This is a genomic window from Sulfitobacter pontiacus, from assembly GCF_040790665.1.
GTDB lineage: Bacteria > Pseudomonadota > Alphaproteobacteria > Rhodobacterales > Rhodobacteraceae > Sulfitobacter > Sulfitobacter pontiacus.
This window is the reverse complement of sequence record NZ_CP160849.1, coordinates 1,208,392-1,228,343: the sequence shown is the minus strand read 5'-3', so window position 1 is coordinate 1,228,343 and position 19,952 is coordinate 1,208,392. Positions and strand designations below refer to the sequence as shown.

18 protein-coding genes are annotated in these 19,952 nt (G+C 61.6%); 5 read left to right on the top strand and 13 right to left on the bottom strand.

The window, feature by feature from the left end:
• Positions 1 to 18: 18 nt before the first annotated feature.
• Both hslU and hslV read right to left on the bottom strand, forming a co-directional pair.
• Complete coding sequence (gene hslU, locus AB1495_RS06005) at positions 19 to 1,326, bottom strand: ATP-dependent protease ATPase subunit HslU (protein WP_009825703.1); 1,308 nt, start codon at positions 1,324 to 1,326, stop codon at positions 19 to 21.
• Entirely contained in the window at positions 1,323 to 1,880 is a 558-nt protein-coding gene (gene hslV, locus AB1495_RS06000) for an ATP-dependent protease subunit HslV (protein ID WP_005850743.1), read from the bottom strand. Before hslV ends, hslU begins: the two co-directional genes overlap by 4 nt.
• Positions 1,881 to 1,954: 74 nt before the next feature.
• Between hslV and AB1495_RS05995 the strand changes: the two genes are divergently transcribed.
• Positions 1,955 to 2,920 (top strand): phosphotransferase, encoded by a 966-nt coding sequence (locus AB1495_RS05995; protein WP_074636650.1) that lies wholly within the window; start codon positions 1,955 to 1,957, stop codon positions 2,918 to 2,920.
• A 36-nt stretch (positions 2,921 to 2,956) separates the two neighbouring features.
• Here AB1495_RS05995 and trxA read toward each other — a convergent pair whose 3' ends face one another.
• The 8 genes from trxA to regB form a co-directional block, all read right to left on the bottom strand.
• On the bottom strand, positions 2,957 to 3,277 hold the full coding sequence (gene trxA, locus AB1495_RS05990) for a thioredoxin (protein ID WP_005850739.1): 321 nt from the start codon (positions 3,275 to 3,277) through the stop codon (positions 2,957 to 2,959).
• A gap of 37 nt (positions 3,278 to 3,314) precedes the next feature.
• Complete coding sequence (addA, locus tag AB1495_RS05985; protein ID WP_074636648.1) at positions 3,315 to 6,692, bottom strand: double-strand break repair helicase AddA; 3,378 nt, start codon at positions 6,690 to 6,692, stop codon at positions 3,315 to 3,317.
• On the bottom strand, positions 6,689 to 9,652 hold the full coding sequence (gene addB, locus AB1495_RS05980) for a double-strand break repair protein AddB (RefSeq protein ID WP_074636646.1): 2,964 nt from the start codon (positions 9,650 to 9,652) through the stop codon (positions 6,689 to 6,691). The genes addA and addB overlap by 4 nt, the downstream gene beginning before the upstream one ends.
• Complete coding sequence (locus tag AB1495_RS05975) at positions 9,645 to 10,337, bottom strand: nucleotidyltransferase family protein (RefSeq protein ID WP_074636644.1); 693 nt, start codon at positions 10,335 to 10,337, stop codon at positions 9,645 to 9,647. Before AB1495_RS05975 ends, addB begins: the two co-directional genes overlap by 8 nt.
• Positions 10,313 to 11,326 carry an aminoglycoside phosphotransferase family protein gene (locus tag AB1495_RS05970; protein WP_074636764.1) on the bottom strand — a complete coding sequence of 338 codons (1,014 nt, stop codon included), beginning with the start codon at positions 11,324 to 11,326 and terminating at the stop codon, positions 10,313 to 10,315. Before AB1495_RS05970 ends, AB1495_RS05975 begins: the two co-directional genes overlap by 25 nt.
• Positions 11,314 to 11,784: a tRNA (adenosine(37)-N6)-threonylcarbamoyltransferase complex ATPase subunit type 1 TsaE gene (gene tsaE / locus AB1495_RS05965; protein WP_005850727.1), complete on the bottom strand. Its 471-nt coding sequence runs from the start codon at positions 11,782 to 11,784 to the stop codon at positions 11,314 to 11,316. The genes AB1495_RS05970 and tsaE overlap by 13 nt, the downstream gene beginning before the upstream one ends.
• Before the next feature lie 51 nt (positions 11,785 to 11,835).
• A complete protein-coding gene (locus AB1495_RS05960) occupies positions 11,836 to 13,347 on the bottom strand; it encodes a PAS-domain containing protein (protein ID WP_074636642.1) in 1,512 nt (503 codons plus the stop codon).
• A gap of 144 nt (positions 13,348 to 13,491) precedes the next feature.
• Positions 13,492 to 14,889 (bottom strand): sensor histidine kinase RegB, encoded by a 1,398-nt coding sequence (gene regB / locus AB1495_RS05955; RefSeq protein WP_074636640.1) that lies wholly within the window; start codon positions 14,887 to 14,889, stop codon positions 13,492 to 13,494.
• Positions 14,890 to 14,988: 99 nt separating this feature from the next.
• Between regB and AB1495_RS05950 the strand changes: the two genes are divergently transcribed.
• Together AB1495_RS05950 and AB1495_RS05945 are read left to right on the top strand one after the other, a co-directional pair.
• Positions 14,989 to 15,609 carry an SCO family protein gene (locus AB1495_RS05950; protein ID WP_174226592.1) on the top strand — a complete coding sequence of 207 codons (621 nt, stop codon included), beginning with the start codon at positions 14,989 to 14,991 and terminating at the stop codon, positions 15,607 to 15,609.
• A 75-nt stretch (positions 15,610 to 15,684) separates the two neighbouring features.
• Positions 15,685 to 16,239: an ActR/PrrA/RegA family redox response regulator transcription factor gene (locus AB1495_RS05945; RefSeq protein WP_037942457.1), complete on the top strand. Its 555-nt coding sequence runs from the start codon at positions 15,685 to 15,687 to the stop codon at positions 16,237 to 16,239.
• Positions 16,240 to 16,243: 4 nt separating this feature from the next.
• Here the strand turns inward: AB1495_RS05945 and AB1495_RS05940 are convergent, their stop codons facing one another.
• On the bottom strand, positions 16,244 to 16,729 hold the full coding sequence (locus AB1495_RS05940) for a GNAT family N-acetyltransferase (RefSeq protein WP_037942458.1): 486 nt from the start codon (positions 16,727 to 16,729) through the stop codon (positions 16,244 to 16,246).
• Complete coding sequence (locus tag AB1495_RS05935; RefSeq protein ID WP_037965663.1) at positions 16,729 to 17,322, bottom strand: HD domain-containing protein; 594 nt, start codon at positions 17,320 to 17,322, stop codon at positions 16,729 to 16,731. Before AB1495_RS05935 ends, AB1495_RS05940 begins: the two co-directional genes overlap by 1 nt.
• Positions 17,323 to 17,393: 71 nt before the next feature.
• Between AB1495_RS05935 and AB1495_RS05930 the strand changes: the two genes are divergently transcribed.
• Entirely contained in the window at positions 17,394 to 17,696 is a 303-nt protein-coding gene (locus AB1495_RS05930) for an S-adenosyl-L-homocysteine hydrolase (RefSeq protein WP_074636638.1), read from the top strand.
• Between the two features lie 108 nt (positions 17,697 to 17,804).
• Entirely contained in the window at positions 17,805 to 19,193 is a 1,389-nt protein-coding gene (gene ahcY / locus AB1495_RS05925; RefSeq protein WP_005850713.1) for an adenosylhomocysteinase, read from the top strand.
• Between the two features lie 63 nt (positions 19,194 to 19,256).
• Here ahcY and AB1495_RS05920 read toward each other — a convergent pair whose 3' ends face one another.
• Entirely contained in the window at positions 19,257 to 19,934 is a 678-nt protein-coding gene (locus tag AB1495_RS05920; RefSeq protein WP_074636636.1) for a DUF1045 domain-containing protein, read from the bottom strand.
• Positions 19,935 to 19,952 lie beyond the last annotated feature (18 nt).

The following is a 19,952-nucleotide window of genomic DNA, read 5'->3' as shown; positions in this document are numbered from 1 at the left end:
ATGGCAGATTGAAAAGCCCTAAAGAACGTAGCGTGACAGATCGGTGGATCGTGTCAGTTCGCCCAGGTTCTTTTCGACGAAATCGCCGTCGACGGTGATCTTTTCGCCGGTGCGATCCGGCGCGCTGAACGACAGCTCTTCAAAGACACGCTCCATCACGGTGTAAAGCCGCCGCGCGCCGATATTTTCGATCGACTGGTTCACATCGGCGGCGATCTTGGCCAGCGCCTTGATACCTTCGTCGGTGAATGTGACCTCGACCTCTTCGGTGCCCATCAACGCGGTATATTGCAGCGTCAGCGCATTGTCGGTCTCGGTCAGGATGCGAACGAAATCATCCTCCGTCAGCGCGCGCAGCTCGACGCGGATGGGCAAGCGGCCCTGCAATTCGGGCAACAGGTCGGACGGTTTGGCAATATGGAAGGCGCCCGAGGCGATAAACAGGATATGATCCGTTTTCACCGGTCCGTGTTTGGTCGATACGGTGGTGCCTTCGATCAGGGGCAGCAGGTCGCGCTGCACGCCTTCACGGCTGACATCGCCGCCACGCGCGTCAGAGCGGGCGCACACCTTGTCGATCTCGTCCAGAAAGACGATGCCGTTCTGCTCTACCGCCTCGATCGCGGCGCGGTTGACGGTTTCGTCATCCAGCAGCTTGTCGGCCTCTTCGCTGATCAGCACCTCGTAGCTTTCGGCGACTGACAGACGTTTCTTGACCGTCCGGCCGCCCATGGCTTTGCCAAAAAGATCGCCAAGGTTCATCATCCCCATACCGCCGCCGGGTTGTCCGGGGATATCCATAGCCGGAAACGGGCTAGAGGTATCGGCGACTTCAAGCTCGATCATCGTATCGTCCAGCTCGCCCGCTTTCAGCTTCTTGCGGAACATATCGCGGGTGCCTTCGCGGGCGTCTTTGCCGGCAATCGCATCAACAACGCGTTCTTCGGCGGCCTTATGGGCGCTGACCTTCACGTCTTCGCGCATGTATTCGCGGGTCATGACGATGGCGCTGTCTACCAGATCACGGATGATCTGTTCCACATCGCGGCCGACATAGCCGACTTCGGTGAATTTCGTCGCCTCGACCTTGAGGAAAGGTGCCCGCGCCAGTTTTGCCAGGCGGCGGCTGATCTCGGTCTTACCCACGCCGGTGGGCCCGATCATCAGGATGTTCTTGGGGTAGACTTCGTCGCGCAGATCATCACCCAACTGCTTGCGGCGCCAGCGGTTGCGCAGCGCCACGGCCACGGCGCGTTTGGCGTCGTTTTGGCCGATGATAAAACGGTCAAGTTCAGAGACGATTTCGCGGGGGGTCAGATCGGTCATTGTGTGATTTTCTCCACCGTGAGGTTACCATTGGTATAAACGCAGATGTCCGAGGCGATCTTCATCGCATCCCGCGCGACGGTTTCAGCGTCGCGGTCGCTGTCCATCATGCCGCGCGCCGCGGCCAGCGCGTAATTCCCGCCCGACCCGATGGCCGCGACAGAATGTTCAGGCTCCAGCACGTCACCCGCGCCGGTGATCACCAGCAGCTCGCGCCCGTCTGACACGATCAGCATCGCTTCGAGCTTTTGCAGGTATTTGTCGGTGCGCCAGTCTTTGGCAAGCTCGACACTGGCGCGCGCCAACTGCCCGGGCGTGGCTTCAAGCTTGGCTTCAAGCCGTTCCAGCAGCGTGAAAGCATCAGCAGTCGATCCGGCAAAGCCCGCCACAACGTCAAACCCGCCAGGGCTAAGCCGGCGCACCTTCCGTGCGGTTCCTTTGATCACGGTTTGGCCAAGGCTGACCTGACCGTCGCCCGCGATCACGACTTCGCCGTCTTTCTTCACACCGATGATGGTGGTCCCGTGCCAGCCGGGGAATTCTTGCTTTGACATGTAGCCTCCATAGTTCAAACCTATATGAAAACCCCGCCGCTGTTTCGCAAGGCTAATGTCCCGAAAGGATTTGAATGCCCCCGGTAGACGACCTGAAAGTGCAGGCATTTCAGATATTTGAGGGATTAGCGGCCAAGGCAGGGATTGCGCCCGAAACCTTTACCTGCGGGGCCGAGTGGATCAAGGATGACAGCAACCAGCGCCAGATCGTGCAGCGCTATGACGGGCGTGACGGGGGCTCTGTCGTGCTCAAGCACGTGGCCCGTCCGTGGGATACCGACAGGTTCACCGCGATGCTTGCGGCCCATCAGGCAGCCTGTGATGCACTCGACGGCGTGCCCGGCTATAGCGTGCCGCAGATCCTCGCGGCGGAGGCGGGCCAGCAGGCCTATCTGATGCGCTTTGCCAAGGGCGACACGTTTCTGGACCTGTGTCGGCAGACAGAGGATCACGCCCCCTTGCTGCGACGGGCGGGCGGCTGGCTGGCGGCGTTTCACGGGGCCACTTTGCAGGGCACCCATCCGTTTCAGCCGCGGTTCATGGTCAATCACCTGCACCGTCTGGTGGCGCGTGTTGAAAGCGGTGCACGTCGGATCAACGGCAAGCAACGATTTGCGGCCTTTGTGGGCCGTATCGCGGACTACGCGCCGCAGGCCCAAGGGCACGCGGGCCAGATCGCGGCGAAACACGGCGACCTGAACGGGTATAATCTGGTGATGGCGCCCGACGAGACGGCAGCGTTCGATTTTTCAGCGACCACACCGTCGCCCGTGGGCTATGACATCGCGCGGCTGCTGCAAAGCTATACCCAGATGGTAGGCGACCTTGATGCCTTGCCCAAAGGCCATAGCGTTCCCCCCGCCGCCTGGGACGCGTTCTTTGAAGGATACACGCTGGTGCCGCCGGATGATCCCACGGTGCACTTCCTGACGCGGGTGCAGATCCTGACCGACTGGAACCGGATCCAAGAACATGGATCTATCGCCAATGTCATGCGGTTCGAGCGGATCAAAAAAATAGCGCGCCAGGCCTTTGCCTGACGCGCCATTGACTGTGCTTGCTGCGGGTGCGGCAGCTTAGATCGACTCTTCGATCCAGCCTTGCAGCGCGGCCTTGGGGCGGGCGCCGGCCAGGTTCGATACGACTTCGCCGTTCTTGAAGATGAACAGGGCAGGGATGCCGCGCACACCCATCTGGGCTGGGCTGTTCGGGTTCTCGTCAACGTTGACTTTGACGATCTTTACCTTGCCGTCCATCTCGGAGGAAAGTTCCTCGAGCGCGGGGCCGATCTGCTTACAGGGGCCGCACCACTCAGCCCAGAAATCCACCACAACGGGGATATCGGAATTCTTAACTTCTGCGTCGAATGTTGCGTCTGTGACTGCGACGGTTGCCATGTTGCTGCTCCTGCACGGGGTTGGTTAGAGTGGGAACCTATGTAGCCCCATGCGTCCCGTCAAGATCGCGCACCCGCGATAGGGCGTTTGTGATCAGCGCGTCGGGCAGTTCCATCAGCGTGGCGGTACGGGTCCATAAAATAGCGGTGCGGATGCGGTGATCGGGAAACACCTGCGCCAGTGCTGCGGCATAGGCCCCCATCTGGCGCAACAGCCCTTCGGGGCAGCGATCAGGCGTATCGGGCACCACGCGGTTGGTTTTGTAATCCACCAGCAATACATCCGTATCCGACACCAGCAGCCGGTCGATTGTCCCGTGCAGCCGTTCGGTGCCCAAGGGCGCGGTGATCGGTACCTCTGCCAAGGCGTCCTTGTCAAAGACATGCGCTAGATCGGGCGTATCCAAGACGGCGATCGCCTCTCTCAAGGCGGCTTGGGCGACGGTTTCATCATACCCCTGCGCCAGCGTGTGCAGCACGCCGTTCCAGCGGTCGCTGTGCATCATCGGCAGGGTTTCCAGCATCTTATGCACCAGATTGCCGTATGATTTCGCCGCATCTTCCGATTGGCCATCATCGCCGGGCAGGGCCTTGGCACCGCCCAGATCAGAGGGGGCCAGCGTTTTGGCGCGCAATGGGATATTGGTAAGAGGGGTGTTAAAAACAGGCTCTAACACTGGCGTGGTGTGGGTTTTGGGGGCGGTGTCGATTACCGGCAGCGCATCCCAGTCGCCATGTTCAAACCGCATCCCGCCCGAGCTGCCGACCGGCTTGGCACCGGCTTGACCCATCGCGGCACCGACCATCTGATACCAGCTGTTGCCATCCTTGGGCAGCTCCCCCGCCGCGGCCACGATCAGCCATTTTTCGGCCCGCGTCATCGCCACATAGAGCAGCCGCAGCCGTTCGGCCATCTCGCGCGCCTTGCGGTCGTCCAGCGCGCCGCGCATGGCAGCGGGCATATCCCCTTCGGACAGTTTCCACACAGGCGTGTCACCGATCTTGATGATCTCGTCCCGGATCACCAAAGGGCGTTTGCCCGTGTCCGGCAGGATCACAATCGGCGCCTCTAGCCCCTTGGCCCCGTGCACGGTCATCACCCGCACCTGATCCGAGGCATTGTCGATCTGGCGCTTGATCTCAAGGTCGTCGGTCTGCATCCACACCAGAAACCCCGTGAGGCTGGGGATCGCGCCGCGTTCATACGATAGCGCCTGCGAGAGCATGGCGTTGATCCCGTCCTCTGCCTCTGACCCCAGCCGCGCCAGCAGCTTGCGGCGCCCGTCATGGCGGGTCAGGATACGTTCGATCAGGTCATAGGGCCGCAGGAAATCGACCTGCGCCCGCAAATCTCGCAAGATGGCAACGGTTTCGGGGTAGGCATCGCTGCTGCGCAACGCCTGCCACAGGTGATCTTCCTTGCGGTAGTGGGACAGGGTGAACAACATCTGCTCTGTCCACCCGAACAAAGGCGATTTCAGCGCCGTCGCCAGCGACAGGCTGTCTTCGGGCGTGGCAAGGAACGACAGCAGCGCCGCCAGATCCTTGACCGCCAGTTCGGCCCCGACCTTGAGCCGGTCCGCGCCCGCAATCGGCACACCGGCGGTTTTGCACGCGCGGATGATTTCCGAGAACAGATCACTGCGCCGCTGCACAAGGATCAAAAAGTCACCCGCCCGAATACGCCGCCGCGCAAAGGCACCGGGGGTATCGGTATCGACGGGAAGATAATGTTCGCCCTCGATCAGCTCCTTGATCTGCGACGCAACCTGATCGGCCAGAACGACCGTATGGTGATGCGCCGACTTCTGATCGACAGGATCGGACCATTCACGGTCATCGGGTTCATCGGTTTTCTCGACCACAGGCCAAAGATCAACACGGCCGGGCAGGGCGGATTTAAACGCCTTATGCGCCGCATCGGCCTGAAACCCTGCATCCGTATGCGGGGCAAGCGTTGTATCCACTAGGTGCAGGATCGCCGAGGACGATCGGAACGAATATTCAAGACTGCGCCGTTGAAAGATCTGACCGGCTTGGGAGATCTTTTGTTCAAACAGATCCTGTTTGTGATCAAACTCGCGCGGGTCGGCCCCCTGAAACGAATAGATCGACTGTTTTTTATCGCCCACGACAAACAGCGTGCGGTCTTCCTCTTCGCGGGCACCGTCGCCGCTGTAGAATTCATCTGCCAGCCGTTCGATCACATCCCATTGGCGCGGGCTGGTGTCCTGCGCTTCGTCCACCAGAATATGATCAATGCCACCGTCGATCCGATAAAGCACCCAAGCCGCGACCGCAGGGTTGGTCAGCAGCGCCCGCGCCTTGAGGATCAGATCATCAAAGTCGAGCCAGCCGCGTTTCTGTTTCTCGTGGGCATAGATTTCAAGGAAACGATGCGCGAATTGATGCAGCACATGGGTCTTCTGCGCCGCCCGCAGCGCCAGCCGCGCGTCACGGGCATCTTCGACCCGCCGCATCAGGTCATCGACCTGCGGCATCAGATCAAACAGCAGCTTTTGCGTTGGTTTCGTGGGCAGGCTGCCGACCTTGGCGGTAAAGGGTTCCTTGGCACCCGCACCGGTCAGCATCACGTCTTCCAGAACGGGCAGGGCAGAGATATCCATTGTCTGGATCGTCGCCAGCTTTTCCGCCGCTTTGCCGTCCAGCCCGCCCTTGGCCCGCATCGGCGGGATCATCTGTTCAAGGATCATCGCCTCTGATCCCAGAAACACCGAAGCCGTGATCTTCTCTTCGGTCAGATCGGCGGGCTGATCGAACAGCGCCAGCACATCTTCCCATGACAGCACAGTGGCAAAGCCTTCGCGCTGCCCGACGATACTGCGGGTGAGCTTGCTGAAATCCTCGCCCGTGTACATCCGCGCTAGCGTGGTGGTCAGCGCGGCATCCTGCCCCTCTGCCATGGTATCCACGATCTCGGCCCGCAGCAGATCGGCGGCGCGGTCTTCGATCTCGGTGAACTGCGGGCTGACCCCTGCTTCCAGCGGAAAGCGCCGTAATAGAGACGCACAGAACGAATGGATCGTCTGGATTTTCAGCCCGCCGGGGGTTTCGATGGCGCGGGCAAACAGGGTGCGGGCCATGCGCAGCTTTTCGGGGGTAAAGCCATCCTCGACCCCCAGCTCCGACAGTGAATGACGCAGATCGGCGTCGGTCAGCATGGCCCAGGCACCGAGCCGCTTGAACAGCCGGTTCTGCATCTCTGACGCGGCGGCCTTGGTGTAGGTCAGACACAGGATATGCTGCGGTTCGACCCCGTTCAGCAACAGCCGCGCCACGCGGTCGGTCAGCACACGGGTCTTGCCCGACCCCGCATTCGCCCCCAACCACGTAGAGGCATCGGGCCGCGCCGCATCGATCTGGGCGCGGGTGGCGTCGTCAAAGGGGGCGGTCATGTCAGATCCTCCGGCGTGGGTTCGGTCGTGGCATCCCATTCGCCAAACCGGGCCAACTGGTCGTAATCGCCCGCGAAATCGGTGGTTTTTACCATACGGCGCGCGGTAAAGCCTTGTTCATCCGACAGGTAGCTGGTGATCAGCGCGTGCAGCTTGGCCAGCACCTCGTGCGGGGGTTCATCCTCAAGCGGCGCTGGGCGTTCCACCGGTTTGCTGCCAAGCCCGATATAGGCGGCCTGGGCAACGGGGGCGGGGCCGATTTCTTTAAACCCGCCTTCCTCGACCATCGCGGCTTCGAGCAGCAACTGCTTATCAAAGGCTTTCTGCTCGGCCACACTGGGCGGCGTGCCGGTCTTGTAGTCATAGATCAGAATATCGCCATCTTCCGTCCGGTCGATCCGGTCGGCAAATCCCATAAGGGTAAAGCCCAGATCGGGGAATGCGTGACTGCCCTTGGCGGCTTTTTCAAAAGCGGCGGGGGTGGAGTAGCTTTGTCGCTGCAATTCGTTTTCGATGAACCAATCGGCAATCCGTTCGATCTTGGTCAGCCACATGACACGGGCGGCGGGCCAGGGGGCTTCAGCCTCTAACACGGTGCGGGCCGTCTCTAACAAATGGCTTTTCGTCAAAAGCGCAGGCTCCGCTGTCACCGATTTGATGAACCGTTCCATGATCTCGTGCACGATGATGCCGCGCACGGGCGCGTCTGGCGATTGCACCAGCGGGTTCAGCGCACGCAGTTTCAGGCTGTGTTTGGCATAGATCGCATAGGGGTCGCGGATCAGGCGCTTGATCTCTGTCACCGACAGCGCGTGGGGGCGCGCGGCACGGGGCGGGCGCGGCGACGGGCGCGGCGCGGGGGGCACACGGGTCACGGTTTCCAGCGCACGGGCCTGATCCAGCCAGTGGTCGCCGCGTTTGATCATCGCCTTCCACGCCGCATCACCACCCTGTGCGGGCAAGCCATTCAGCAGGTTGCCCAAACGATTCAGCCAACGCGAAGGCACGGTTTCCGCCTCGTCCGACCGGATCGCGCGGGTCAGGCAGACCTCGGGCGCGGCGATGGATTGTTGATAGTCATGGGCCGACAGGCCGATCCGCCGTTCGGGCAGCAGCAAACCGGCTTTCAGGCGCATCTGGCGGTTCAGCCAGGGGTCGGGCGGCGGGGCTTCGGGCCAAGTGCTGTCATTCAGCCCGCCAAGGATCACCAGATCGGCGCCTTGCACGCGGGCCTCGAGCGTGCCCCAGATCATGACGTTGGGATGCGGCGCATCGCGATCGCGGATTTCGCCCTGTTGCAGCAGGGCACCCACCAGATCGGTGTAATCCGCCGCCGACATCTCGCCACCATAGGGCGCGTTTTCGGCAAGGTCGTTCATCACCTTCGCCGCCTCTTCGCCCGCGTGATGCTGCCACAACCCGTTGGGCTGGCTTGGCGTGGCACCGTCGGCGATGGCATCGGCCAGCGCCATATGCAGGGCGACCCATTCCTCTAGCGGCCGGTCGCCGGTCAGTTCGCAATCAGTCAGATGGGTGCCGACCCAATCGGCCCAGACATCCATCTGCGCGGGGTCTTTCGACCGCGATACAGTCTTGCGCGCCAGTTTCAACACACCTTCCGCATCCGGATAGGGCAGCCCGTCGCGGCGCAGTTGCAGTTCCAGCCGTTGGGTGTTGAGCTGGTGAAAATTGCGATCCCCGCCGCTGTGGGTCAGCGGATGTTTCAGCAGGGTCAGCAAGGCTTCGGAATCCAGCTTGCGCAGGAACAGATCGCCCACGTGACGCAAGAACCGACCCGGAGGCGACAGGTGCAGCGGCAGGCCCGCGCTGTCGTCGGGCAGGATGTTCCACCGGTCCAGCGCCGAGGTCACCTGACGCGATAGCATCCGGTCCGGGGTGATCAGCGCGGCGGTTTTGCCGTCCTCGACCGCTTGGCGCAGGCGCAGCGCAATCGCGAGCGCTTCGGCACGCGGGGTGGGCGCCTGTATCAGGGTTAACCCTTCGGTGGCCTGATGCAGATCGGGCAGTTTCGGCCCTTCGGTCAGCCAGACGTGGGTCACAGGGGCAGGGCGCAGGGACAGCGACACCAACGCATTGCGCGCGGCAGAGGGCGGCGGCGTGTCGGTCCAGGCCTCGATCTTGCTGCGCGACATCTCAAGCTGGCGCAGCAGGTCGCGGAACCGGTATTGCGGATGATCCTGCGATATCTTTTCCTGATCCTCGCCCAGATCGGTCCAGACCGCTTGCGGCATGTCGAAACAGAAACCGGGGAGCACAAGCGCGCCTTGCGGCAGCTTTGCCACCGCCTCCATCAGCAGGGCAGAGGTGCCCCGCGATCCGGTAGAGCCTGCGACAATCACCGGATGCTGAGGCGGGTTCTGCTCCCACTCTGCGATCAGGCGCTGTGCGACCTGACGTTGCCGCGCGCGCGGATCGGGGCGGGTGACGCTTTCCCCCAGATACTGGTGCGCGATGGCGAGGAACTGTTTCGCGCGTTCCCAATGGCCCGATTGGTCACTCACATCCAGCTCGGTCACGGCCTCGACCGGCACGCCCTCGCCCTGCATTTCGTCGATCAACTGCGCCAGACTGTCCGACAGGTCATAAAGCGACGCGCGCGGGGCCAGTTCAGGCGCTTGATCCAGCAGCTTTGACACCAGCGTAATCAACTCTAACCGGCGGCGTAGAGCCGGACCGGGGCGCGGCAGATCAACGCCGCTGCCAAGGGTATCAAGGTTGTCGATCAGATGGATGCGCGGCAGTAGGCTGGGCGGGCCCGCGTCAAAGATATCGCGCAAACGCCGCTGCATCCGGCGGGTGTTCACCACCAGATCGATCCGCCCGATGGCATGGGCGGGTTGCCCTTCCAGCCGCGAAAGCAAACCCCGCACCAGTTCCTTGGGGAAGTCGACGCCCGGGGCCAGCCCGAAAACGCGCGGTGCGTCCTGCGGTTCAAACATCGGCGGCGTCCAGCATGTCTTCGGCAAGGGTGATCCCGCCGGGGTGGCCAACATCGCACCAGCGCCCGGGATAGGACAGCCCGTACATCCGCCCGCGGTCCAGCATCACGTCCCACAAGAGGTTGAGAGAGAATGCACGCTCTGAAATCGTCTCTAACAAACCGGTTTTGATGATTTGCACCCCGCCATAGACAACCCCCGGCCCACGTTTCAACGCGCCGTCGGTGCCCATCGTAAAGTCTCCGTCGCCCCCATGCCCCACGGCCTGCGCCACCGGCACGCCCATCAGCAGCGCATCCATCCTGTCGGGGTCCCATGCGTCCGCCAGCAAGGACAGCGGGTTGGGGCCCGCCCAGATCGCATCGGTGTTCATGGTAAACACCGGCCCGTCGCCCAAAAGCGGCAACGCATTGCGCAGCCCGCCGCCGGTTTCCAGAATATCGGGCTGTTCCACAATCGTCTGCACGTCGCGCCCTGCCAGATGGTCCAGCAGCGGGTCGGGCTTATAGTGCAGGTTCACGACGATCCGCCGCAGCACGACACCGCGCGCCAGATCAAGCGCGTGGTCGATCAACGGCTTGCCCGCGACAGGGATCATCGGCTTGGGCTGGTCCTTGGTCAGATGTTGCATCCGCGTGCCGAAGCCGGCGGCAAACATCATCACGGCATCTGGGGCGTGGCGCATCTGGCTTTCAAATCCTTCAGAAACTCGGGGGTCGGTGCGGGGAGGGAGGGACGCAGCACATCGGCCAAGGGTGCAAGCGCCGGATCATCAAGGTTACGCTGCACATAGCCCCAAACACGGGGGATGAAATCGACGTAATGCGCCTTGCCGTCGCGCAGGCAAAGCCGTGCAAAGATCCCCAAGATCCGCAGGTTGCGTTGCAGGCCAAGCAAGGCATAGGCGCTGCGGAAGGCGGCATCATCCTGTCCGCTTTGCCGGATGTAACGGGCGATCATCGCCGCCTCGATCTGCGGGGTCACATCGCGCCGCGCATCTTGCAGGATCGACACCAGATCATAGGCGGGGTGGCCCTGCAGCGCGTCTTGGAAATCCAGCAGCCCCACGCGGGCAGAGCCCGTCCTCTCGGGTCGCCACAACAGGTTTTCAGCGTGGTAATCGCGCAGGATGATCACACGGGGGCTATTGTCCAGCGCACGGGCCAGCGGGGTGAAGAGGGCATTAAACTCCGCCGCGGCGCCGCTGTCGGGGGCGTACCAGTCAAACACCATCTGTGCCGCTTCTGTCAGCCAATCGGCATCGCAGAGCGGCAGATCGGGGGGCGGGGCCTTGTGCAGGTCCAGCAGACAGTCCGTCGCGGCGGTATAAAGCTGCCGCGTCATCGCGGGCGATTGGACCATCAGCCGCGCAAACAGGTCATCGCCCAGATCCTCGATCAGCAGAAAGCCGTTGCTTGCGTCTTGCGCGTAAACCTCGGGCGCGCTGGCCCCTTGGGCGCGCAGCCAATCGGCGATGCGGACAAAGGGGCGCACGTCTTCACCCTTGTCGGCAGGGGCGTCCATCAGCACGGCGGTGCGGCCATCATCACGGGTCAGACGGTCATAGCGGCGGTTCGATGCGTCCCCGGCCAGCAGATCGCGCCGCGCCTGTGCCCAACCCGCATCGGCAAGAAAGCGGTCCATAGCGGTCATACGGTCGTTCATTTGCGCCAGGCCCCCAGCTTTTCGGGCCATTTATCGTCGTTCCACGTAGCAGAGAGCCGCCGTGTGTCGTCGCCGGTGACCGTCAACGTCAGATCAAGCGCGTCTTCGGGGCGCAGATCACCCAGCCTGTCGGGCCATTCCACAAGGCAGATGGCATCGCTGAACGCATCGGTCAGTCCCAGCTCTTCGATCTCGTAGACAGAGGTGAGGCGATACAGATCCGCATGCCAGATCGCGGCGGCGGGGGCGTCATAGGTCTGCACCAGCGTGAACGTGGGCGAGGGCACGTCTTCGGGCACCGCCAGCAGCGACTGGATCAGCGCCCGCGCGAAATGCGTCTTGCCCGCGCCAACGTCGCCGGTCAGTAAAACAACGTCGCCCGCAGTGAGCGCGCGCCCGAGGGTCACGGCCAATCGGGCGGTTTGGTCTGCGTCATGCAGCGTAAGATCAAGTGCGTGTGATGCCATGCGCCAAGGTTACTTGGGCGTGGTGGTGCGCCGCAAGGCGAAAGCGGGGCGTCAGGCGTCTTGCGGCGGTTTCTCGGCTTCGGGGTTTTCAATCTCTGCCACCGGCTTTTTCGGCTGGTGAAACCGGATCAGCGTGGCCCCGTCCACGATGGGGGAAAACAGGCAGGTCAGCTCTGTCCCATTGGCAAGATACAGCGGCATGCTCCACTTCATGCGATCTTCGCGGTTGGTCACGAAATCCTCTATCTCTTGCCACAGCAGATTGGGGGCGGACCGGCGGTGCCAGCCCTGAATGGCATCGTGGATAGAGATATCGGCAAAAGTCATGTCGGGATCGACACCCCAAAGGTCTTTATACGCGGTGTTAGAGAAGGTCAGGATACCCGACGACGAAAAGACGACGATGGCATCGTCCAGCGTATCAAGCATCGCCTGCCCCTGTTCCAGCTCTGCCCTGAAGGTGCGGGTCAGGCTGACCTGGGCGCTAATATCCTCTATCAGAAAGGCCGTGGCTCCGTCGGGATGCGGCCTGCCCTTGACCCGAAAGGTCTGCCCTGACTCAAGCGACCATATCTCTTCATAGCGGCCATCATGGGCGGCGCTGATCAGCTCGGACACGGTGGTGCGCCAGGTGGCATAATCCTTGGGCTCGGGGATTTTGCGCGCCTCGCGCAGCTTGTCGAAGAAGGTCTGGATCGCAGGGCGCGCGCTCAGGAACTGCGCCCCTAATCCGGTCAGGTCGATTAACGCGGGGTTAAACAGCACCAGCTGACTTTTGCGGTCAAAAATCGCAAGACCAATGGACAGCTGGGCAAAGGTCTTGGTCAGCGTTTGCACGAAATTGCGCTGCGCCTCTTCGGCGCGGACCAATGTGGTGATGCAGGTCGCCTGATAGCAGTTGATGCTACGCGATTGGCTGTGGGTGACCGCGTACCAGTCTTTCACCCCCGTGATCTGGTCGCGCAAGGACAGACGGTGGGTCGCGTTGCTGAAATCGCTGGGAAACAGCCGCTGGGTTTCAATCGCCTGACCGGGGTGACAGGCGTTAAACAACTCGTGATAGGCATCGTTGTACCAAAGCAGCCGGTTTGCATGGTCCGTATGCCAAAGCGGCACCGACACGGTAGAGCGTAGCCGCGTCAGCGTGACCTCTGCCTCTGACCGCAGATCGACGCCCATATCATTGGGGTCCAGCACCACCACGCGGCACAGATGCTTTTCCCAGGTGATGCGGATCAGCGTGTGAATCTTGGGGTCGGTGGCCGCGACGATCAACTGGCCTTCAGGCGTCGAAGGGGGTTTGTCGGGGAACATCGCAAAGCGACCTGACACGTTGTGATGCAAGTCGGACCATTCGTGAAACCCCGCCTCTAGCGGGCAAAACTGCGCTGTCGTACCAGAGGCGTGCTGCAGCACCCCGTGGTCAAAAAGATAGGACAGCTCGGGCTCCCCCCGCGGATCGGCCTTGTCGGCGGTCTCTGCGTTATCGAGCCAGAGATACGCGATATAGCCACTCGAAAGAATGGCAAAGATCACGAGCGCAATGTCGAAGGTGGAAGCCACAGCGGGACTCAATTCTTTAGGGTTCCACTCAGTTAAGCGCCCAAATAGTTAACAGTTTATTAACCGCCGTGTGAATGGCCGTGAGACCTACCGCGGAAAATCGCCGAGATCGTCTTTGGTGCCCCCACGCCGCTGCCGCAGGGATCACGTGAAGCGCGTGTTCTCTCCGGTGGGTAGGGGCGTTTCCCCGTGATGGGCGTCAAGTTTCGCACGCGGCCATGTGACCTTGACCACTGCACCCACGGGGGTGTCCGTCTTGGGGGCGCTGTCGGGGCCATTGGCAAAGCGCAATTCGGCACCGGACCGCTCCAGCAGGGTCTTGGCGATGAACAGCCCCAGCCCCATGCCTTCGTATTCGGGGCGCCGCGCGTTGCTGCGGTCCGAAGGGCGCCGCCGCATGAAGGGGTCACCGATGCGGCCAAGGATATGCGGCGGAAAGCCCGTACCATCGTCAAATATGCGGACCGAGATCACCGTGTCAGACCAGTTTGCCTCTACCCAGACCGTTGTGGCGGCGAAATCTACTGCGTTCTGCATCAGATTGCGCAGGCCGTGAATAACTTCCGGCCGGCGCAGGATCGCGGGCTGGTCGGCGGCGTCCCCGGCATCAGGGCCGAGGGTAAAGGTAAACGTCTTGCCGCGCATCCGGTGCGGTTCGGCGGCTTCTTCAAGTACCGTCATCAAGGGGGCTTGGCGCAGATGCAGATCGTCTTTGCCCGCCCGCCCCATGTCGCGCAGAATATCGCGGCACCGGTCGGCCTGATCGCGGATCAACGCGGCATCCTCGGCCAGATCGGGCTGGTCTTGCAGTTCATTCCACAGCTCGCTGCTGGCCAGTTTGATCGTGGCAAGGGGCGTGCCCAGTTCATGCGCGGCAGCGGCAACTACGCCGCCAAGATCGGTCAGCTTCTGTTCGCGCGCCAGCGCCATCTGAGTGGCGGCCAAGGCGTCTGCCATCGAATGGATCTCGGTCGTGACGCGGCGGGAATAGGCGGTAGAGAACACAATCGCGATCACCAGCGCGATCCAGATGCCGAAGATAAAGATGCCCGGAAGCTCAAGCACGCCCCCATCTTGAGTGATCAGCGGCAGGTGAAACAGCGCCAGCCCCGTCGCCAGCCCAATGGCTGTACCACAAAGCACGATGGTCGACCGCAGGCTCAGCGCTGTGGCAGAGATGGTCACCGGCCCCAGCAACAGCAGCGAAAACGGATTATGCAGCCCGCCCGTCAGGAACAGCAGAAAGGCCAGCTGCACCAGATCGAACAGCACCATCAGCAGGTTTTCATACTCAGACAGACGCTTGTTTTCGGGAAACACCAGAATGGCGATCAGATTGCCGATCACCGACACGCCAATCGCGAAATAGCACAGCCCCAGTTCCAACTGCAGGCCAAAGATGCGTTGCGCGACGGTGATCGCCGTCAGTTGCCCCGCAATCGCCACCCACCGCAGCACGATCATCGTGCGCAGGCGGATCCAGTTGGCACGCGCGCCCTTGCCCAGGCCTTTACCCACGGGAATGTTAGCGGCCTGCGTCATCGGCGCACCTTTTCAAAATGTCGGTTACGTTGATAAAGGGAAAGCGTAGGTCTGTGTCCGACCGGGATCAAGAGCGCCTAACCGCGCAGGAGAATGAATATGAGAAGAGTGTTGGCAATTGGCGCGGTGTTGGTCGTGCTGGCGTTTTTGGCGGTATCCCTGATGCTGGTATACCGGACCGATGGCGACAGCGACAAATACGCGCAGTGCAAGAACTCTGCCGTGGCCGGTGGTGCCGAATTGGGCGGGCCGTTCGAACTGGTGAATGCCCAAGGCCAGACCGTGACGGACGCGGATGTGATCACCGAACCCAGCCTCGTTTACTTTGGCTATACCTTCTGCCCGGACGTCTGCCCGCTGGACGTGGACCGGAACGCCCGCGCCGTGGATGAGCTGGAGGCGCGTGGTATGTCCGTGACGCCGGTGTTCATTTCCGTCGATCCTGCCCGCGATACCCCTGAAGTTGTTGGAGATTTTGCCGCCAACATGCACCCCAAGATGATCGGGCTGACCGGATCGCCCGCACAGGTCAAAGCGGCAAGCGATGCCTACCGCACCTACTACAAGGCGCATGAGGATGAAGGCGATGACTACCTCGTGGACCATTCGACCTTTAGTTATCTGGTGATGCCGGGCGAAGGTTTCGTCGATTTCTTCCGCCGCGATGTCCCGCCAGAGCAGCTGGCCGACAAGGTCGCCTGCTTTGTGGAACATCAGTAAAAGTTTGACCAAGCTAGGCCACCGCCACATATCTGGATAAAGTCCCGGTACAACATTCAACCAGCGGAGCATGATATGGTTCAGGAAAATGCGCTTGATCTCGGCGAGGATCGGTCCCTCCTTCTGGTGGATGATGACGAACCGTTTCTGCGCCGCCTTGCCAAGGCGATGGAGAAGCGCGGCTTTGACGTAGAAACCGCAGGTTCCGTCGCCGCCGGTGTGGCCATCGCGACCGCGCGGCCCGCGGCCTATGCGGTGGTCGATCTGCGGTTACAGGACGGCAACGGGCTGGATGTGGTCGAGGTGCTGCGCGACAAACGCCCCGATGCGCGGGTTGTGGTGCTGACCGGCTACGGTGCCATCGCCACCGCCGTCGCCGCGGTCAAGATCGGTGCGACAGATTACCTGTCAAAACCCGCTGATGCTAATGACATCGTGAACGCGCTGCTGGCCACGGGCGATGACATGCCGCCGCCACCGGAAAACCCCATGAGCGCGGATCGTGTGCGGTGGGAACATATCCAGCGTGTCTACGAGCTTTGCGATAGAAACGTGTCCGAAACGGCACGGCGGCTGAACATGCACCGCCGGACCTTGCAGCGCATCCTGGCCAAACGGTCCCCGCAGTAACGCGTTACACGTCGTAGCGTTTGCTGATCTTGTCCACGACCTGACCCGAGGCAAGCGAGACCCCTTCGTCATAGTGCCAGTCGCGAAATCCGCGGCTTTGGTAATAGGTCAGCCCGCCGTGGTTGTCGGCGCGGATCGTGGCGTTGATCCAGACATAGCCCAGCCGTGCCGCTGCCTGCGCGGTGGCATCAAACAGCGCCGACCCGATGCCCAGACCGGTACGACCAACCTGCACAAAGCTCGCGATGTCGCAGGCCTCGGGCGGCAGATCGGGATGCGGGCTGATCCACTGGAACCCCACGACGTTTTCCTGATCGTCCAGCGCCACATGCCACGCGCTTTGATCGGCGTTGCTGGCCATCCATTCGGTCAGATCCTTGCCGGTGACAGGGCGGGTCATCGCAGTGGTGCCCCCGATGGTGATGATCTCGTTCAGCAGTTGCGCCATATTTCCGGCATCCAGCGCGATTGGCGGGCGGACCTTGACCATCACAGCGCGCCCAGCAAATCCAGATGCCGCGCGGTGAAGTCATTGCGCGTGTCCACCGGCGGGCGCAGCACGATCGACAACCCCTCCATCAGATCGGGGTTGGGCCGGCCAAAGAACTTGGACGCCTCGGCCTCCGAGAAACCGGCGATCTGCGTCGCCTCCATCCAGGCGCTGACCTTATCGGCGCGCTTGATCTGCTGCTTGACCGATTTCGGCAGCGCCGCAGGCAGGCCAAAGCGGATATGGATCGCGGACATCAACCGGTCATCCAGCGCACCATATTCCGGCCCGACCGCCGCCTTCACCGGAGAGATCATATCGCCGATCACGTATTCCGGTGCATCGTGCAGCAGCGCGGCCAACCGCCACTTTGGCGGGGCCTTGGGGTTCATCCGGCCGTAAATCGTCTCGACCAGCAGCGAATGTTCGGCCACGGAATAGGCAAAATCCCCCCGCGTTTGCCCGTTCCACCGCGCGACAAAGGCCAGCCCATGGGCGATATCCTCGATCTCTATATCGACCGGCGTCGGGTCCAGCAGGTCAAGCCTGCGGCCGGATAACATACGTTGCCATGCACGGGATTGCTGCGCCATTCTATTGCTCTGCCTTTGACACGTGGAACATTTGCGGGTTTCGCGGTGTTCTTCCCACGAAGGAGACGATCATGAAACCTGTTATTTCTGCTCTCACACTCGCACTTGGCCTCGGGACCGTGGCCGCACCCGCATTGGCAAGCGATGTCTGCATGCCCGCGCAAGAGCTTAAGGCGTCGCTGGTGGATTGGTACGGCGAAACGCCGGTTGAAGGACAGGACGGCGGCGCGGTGCAAATCTGGGCCTCGGATGACACAGGCACATGGTCTGCTGTAAAAACCCTGTCGAACGGCATGGCCTGCGTCACCGCGCAGGGGGCAAACTGGATGGCGGGGATGACCACGGACGAGATGATCGTCGCCTCGGCAGAGTAACCGTTTCGTGTGGCGCTTGACCGCCACCGTTGAGATCACCGCATCAAAGTGCTACGGCCCTTTTCAAATATACGATACATAGCCGATCTTTTGAAAAGGGATGCCCCGATGGCCAACGATTACATCGTTAAAGACATTAGCCTTGCCGCCTATGGCCGCAAGGAACTTGATATCGCAGAAACCGAAATGCCCGGCCTGATGGCCCTGCGCGCGGAATACGGCGACAGCAAACCGCTGTCCGGTTCGCGCATCGTGGGCTCTCTGCACATGACGATCCAGACCGCTGTTCTGATCGAAACGCTTGTCGCGTTGGGGGCCGATGTCCGTTGGGCGTCGTGCAACATCTTCTCGACCCAGGATCACGCGGCGGCGGCGATTGCCGAAGGCGGCACGCCTGTTTTCGCGATCAAGGGGCAATCGCTGGAAGAGCATTGGGATTACCTGGATAAATCCTTCCAGTTCCCCGACGGCCCGAACCTGATCCTTGATGATGGCGGCGATGCGACGCTGTACATCTTGCTGGGCGCCCGTGCCGAAGCTGGCGAAGATGTGATCCCCGTGCCATCGTCGGAAGAAGAAGTCGCGATCAAGGCGCAGATCCAAAAGCGGATGGAGCAATCTCCCGGTTGGTTCACCAAGATGCGCGACCAGATCAAGGGCGTGTCCGAGGAAACCACCACAGGCGTCCACCGTCTCTATGATCTGGTTAAGCAAGGCCAGCTGCCTTTCCCCGCGATCAACGTCAACGACAGCGTCACCAAGTCCAAGTTCGACAATAAATACGGCTGCCGTGAATCGCTGGTCGACGGTATCCGCCGCGCGACAGACGTGATGATGGCCGGTAAGGTCGCTGTTGTCTGTGGCTATGGCGACGTTGGCAAAGGCTCTGCTGCATCGCTGGCCGGTGCCGGTGCCCGCGTGAAAGTGACCGAAGCCGACCCGATCTGCGCGCTGCAAGCGGCGATGGACGGGTTCGAGGTTGTCCTGCTGGAAGACGTGCTGGACACCGCCGACATCTTCATCACCACCACCGGCAACAAGGACGTGATCCGCATCGAGCATATGCGCGAGATGAAGGACATGGCGATTGTTGGCAACATCGGCCACTTTGACAATGAAATCCAGGTTGCCGCGCTGAAGAACCACAAGTGGACCAACATCAAGGAACAGGTCGACATGATCGAGATGCCTTCGGGCAACCGTCTGATCCTGCTGTCCGAAGGCCGTCTGCTGAACCTTGGCAACGCCACCGGTCACCCGTCCTTCGTCATGTCCGCGTCCTTCACCAATCAGGTGTTGGCGCAGATCGAACTGTGGGAAAACACCGGCAAATACGAGAACAAGGTCTATATCCTGCCCAAGCATCTGGACGAAAAAGTCGCCCGTTTGCACCTTGATCGTATCGGCGTGAAACTGACCCAGCTGAGCAGTGAACAAGCCGCTTATATCGGCGTCACACCCGAAGGCCCGTTCAAACCGGAGCATTACCGCTACTAAGCCGGTGCATACCGTCTGACAAAACGCCGCCTTGCAGGAATGCAGGGCGGCGTTTTTCGTGGGTCAGCTGCCAAGCGCGAAACGTTCGACCTCGTGAAAACGTCCCTGCGCATCCTCGCCGCAAAGCGTCAGACTATCGATGGTGAAGGGGGCAGGGGTATCCGCCCCTAAATAGCGGTGCAGAGCCGTTTTTACGGGGTCGATCTGATCGGGCGCAAGCGGTCCGGTGAGGGTGATGTGAAAGCGGAAATACTCCATAATATGGGGGTATCCGTAGGTTTTGAGGTAAATCCGCTGCTGATCGGTCAGATAGGGGGCGTTCTTGCGCGTGAACTCCGCCTCTAACAGCGGTGCGCGGAAGGCGTCCAGCACCACATTGGCCGAGGCCGCAAGACTGCCAAGCGCGGTCATGTCGCCCTGCGGCACCAGCGCCAGGAACCGCCCGATCTGCGACAGCTCCAGCCCGTCCAACTGCACCGGCGCTTGCCCTTTGCAAAAGGCGGCGAGGCCATCGGTCAACTGGGCCGCGCTGGTCGCATCGGCCAGAAAGAACGGCGCCTTGACCGTCCCGTGTAGCCCGTATTTGCGTGGTCGCTGGGTCAGCTTGGCAATATCAAGCCCCGCGATATCGGGATGTGCCACAGCTTCGCCGGCCTGCACATCCCAGCCCAACCAGGCCGCGCCCCGCCGGGCGAAATCCCCCGGCGGCGGCGTATAGTAAATGGCGTAGCGTTTGAACATCTTGGGCCCCCTTATCGG

Bases quoted from the DNA above. Each gene is read 5' to 3' on its own strand.
- AB1495_RS05920 (WP_074636636.1), bottom strand. From the start codon at position 19,934: ATGTTCAAACGCTACGCCATTTACTATACGCCGCCGCCGGGGGATTTC.
- addA (WP_074636648.1), bottom strand. From the start codon at position 6,692: ATGACCGCCCCCTTTGACGACGCCACCCGCGCCCAGATCGATGCGGCG.
- AB1495_RS05950 (WP_174226592.1), top strand. From the start codon at position 14,989: ATGAGAAGAGTGTTGGCAATTGGCGCGGTGTTGGTCGTGCTGGCGTTT.
- AB1495_RS05930 (WP_074636638.1), top strand. From the start codon at position 17,394: ATGAAACCTGTTATTTCTGCTCTCACACTCGCACTTGGCCTCGGGACC.
- tsaE (WP_005850727.1), bottom strand. From the start codon at position 11,784: ATGGCATCACACGCACTTGATCTTACGCTGCATGACGCAGACCAAACC.
- AB1495_RS05945 (WP_037942457.1), top strand. From the start codon at position 15,685: ATGGTTCAGGAAAATGCGCTTGATCTCGGCGAGGATCGGTCCCTCCTT.
- hslV (WP_005850743.1), bottom strand. From the start codon at position 1,880: ATGTCAAAGCAAGAATTCCCCGGCTGGCACGGGACCACCATCATCGGT.
- trxA (WP_005850739.1), bottom strand. From the start codon at position 3,277: ATGGCAACCGTCGCAGTCACAGACGCAACATTCGACGCAGAAGTTAAG.
- AB1495_RS05940 (WP_037942458.1), bottom strand. From the start codon at position 16,729: ATGGTCAAGGTCCGCCCGCCAATCGCGCTGGATGCCGGAAATATGGCG.
- ahcY (WP_005850713.1), top strand. From the start codon at position 17,805: ATGGCCAACGATTACATCGTTAAAGACATTAGCCTTGCCGCCTATGGC.
- AB1495_RS05935 (WP_037965663.1), bottom strand. From the start codon at position 17,322: ATGGCGCAGCAATCCCGTGCATGGCAACGTATGTTATCCGGCCGCAGG.
- hslU (WP_009825703.1), bottom strand. From the start codon at position 1,326: ATGACCGATCTGACCCCCCGCGAAATCGTCTCTGAACTTGACCGTTTT.
- AB1495_RS05975 (WP_074636644.1), bottom strand. From the start codon at position 10,337: ATGCGCCACGCCCCAGATGCCGTGATGATGTTTGCCGCCGGCTTCGGC.
- regB (WP_074636640.1), bottom strand. From the start codon at position 14,889: ATGACGCAGGCCGCTAACATTCCCGTGGGTAAAGGCCTGGGCAAGGGC.
- addB (WP_074636646.1), bottom strand. From the start codon at position 9,652: ATGTTTGAACCGCAGGACGCACCGCGCGTTTTCGGGCTGGCCCCGGGC.
- AB1495_RS05995 (WP_074636650.1), top strand. From the start codon at position 1,955: ATGCCCCCGGTAGACGACCTGAAAGTGCAGGCATTTCAGATATTTGAG.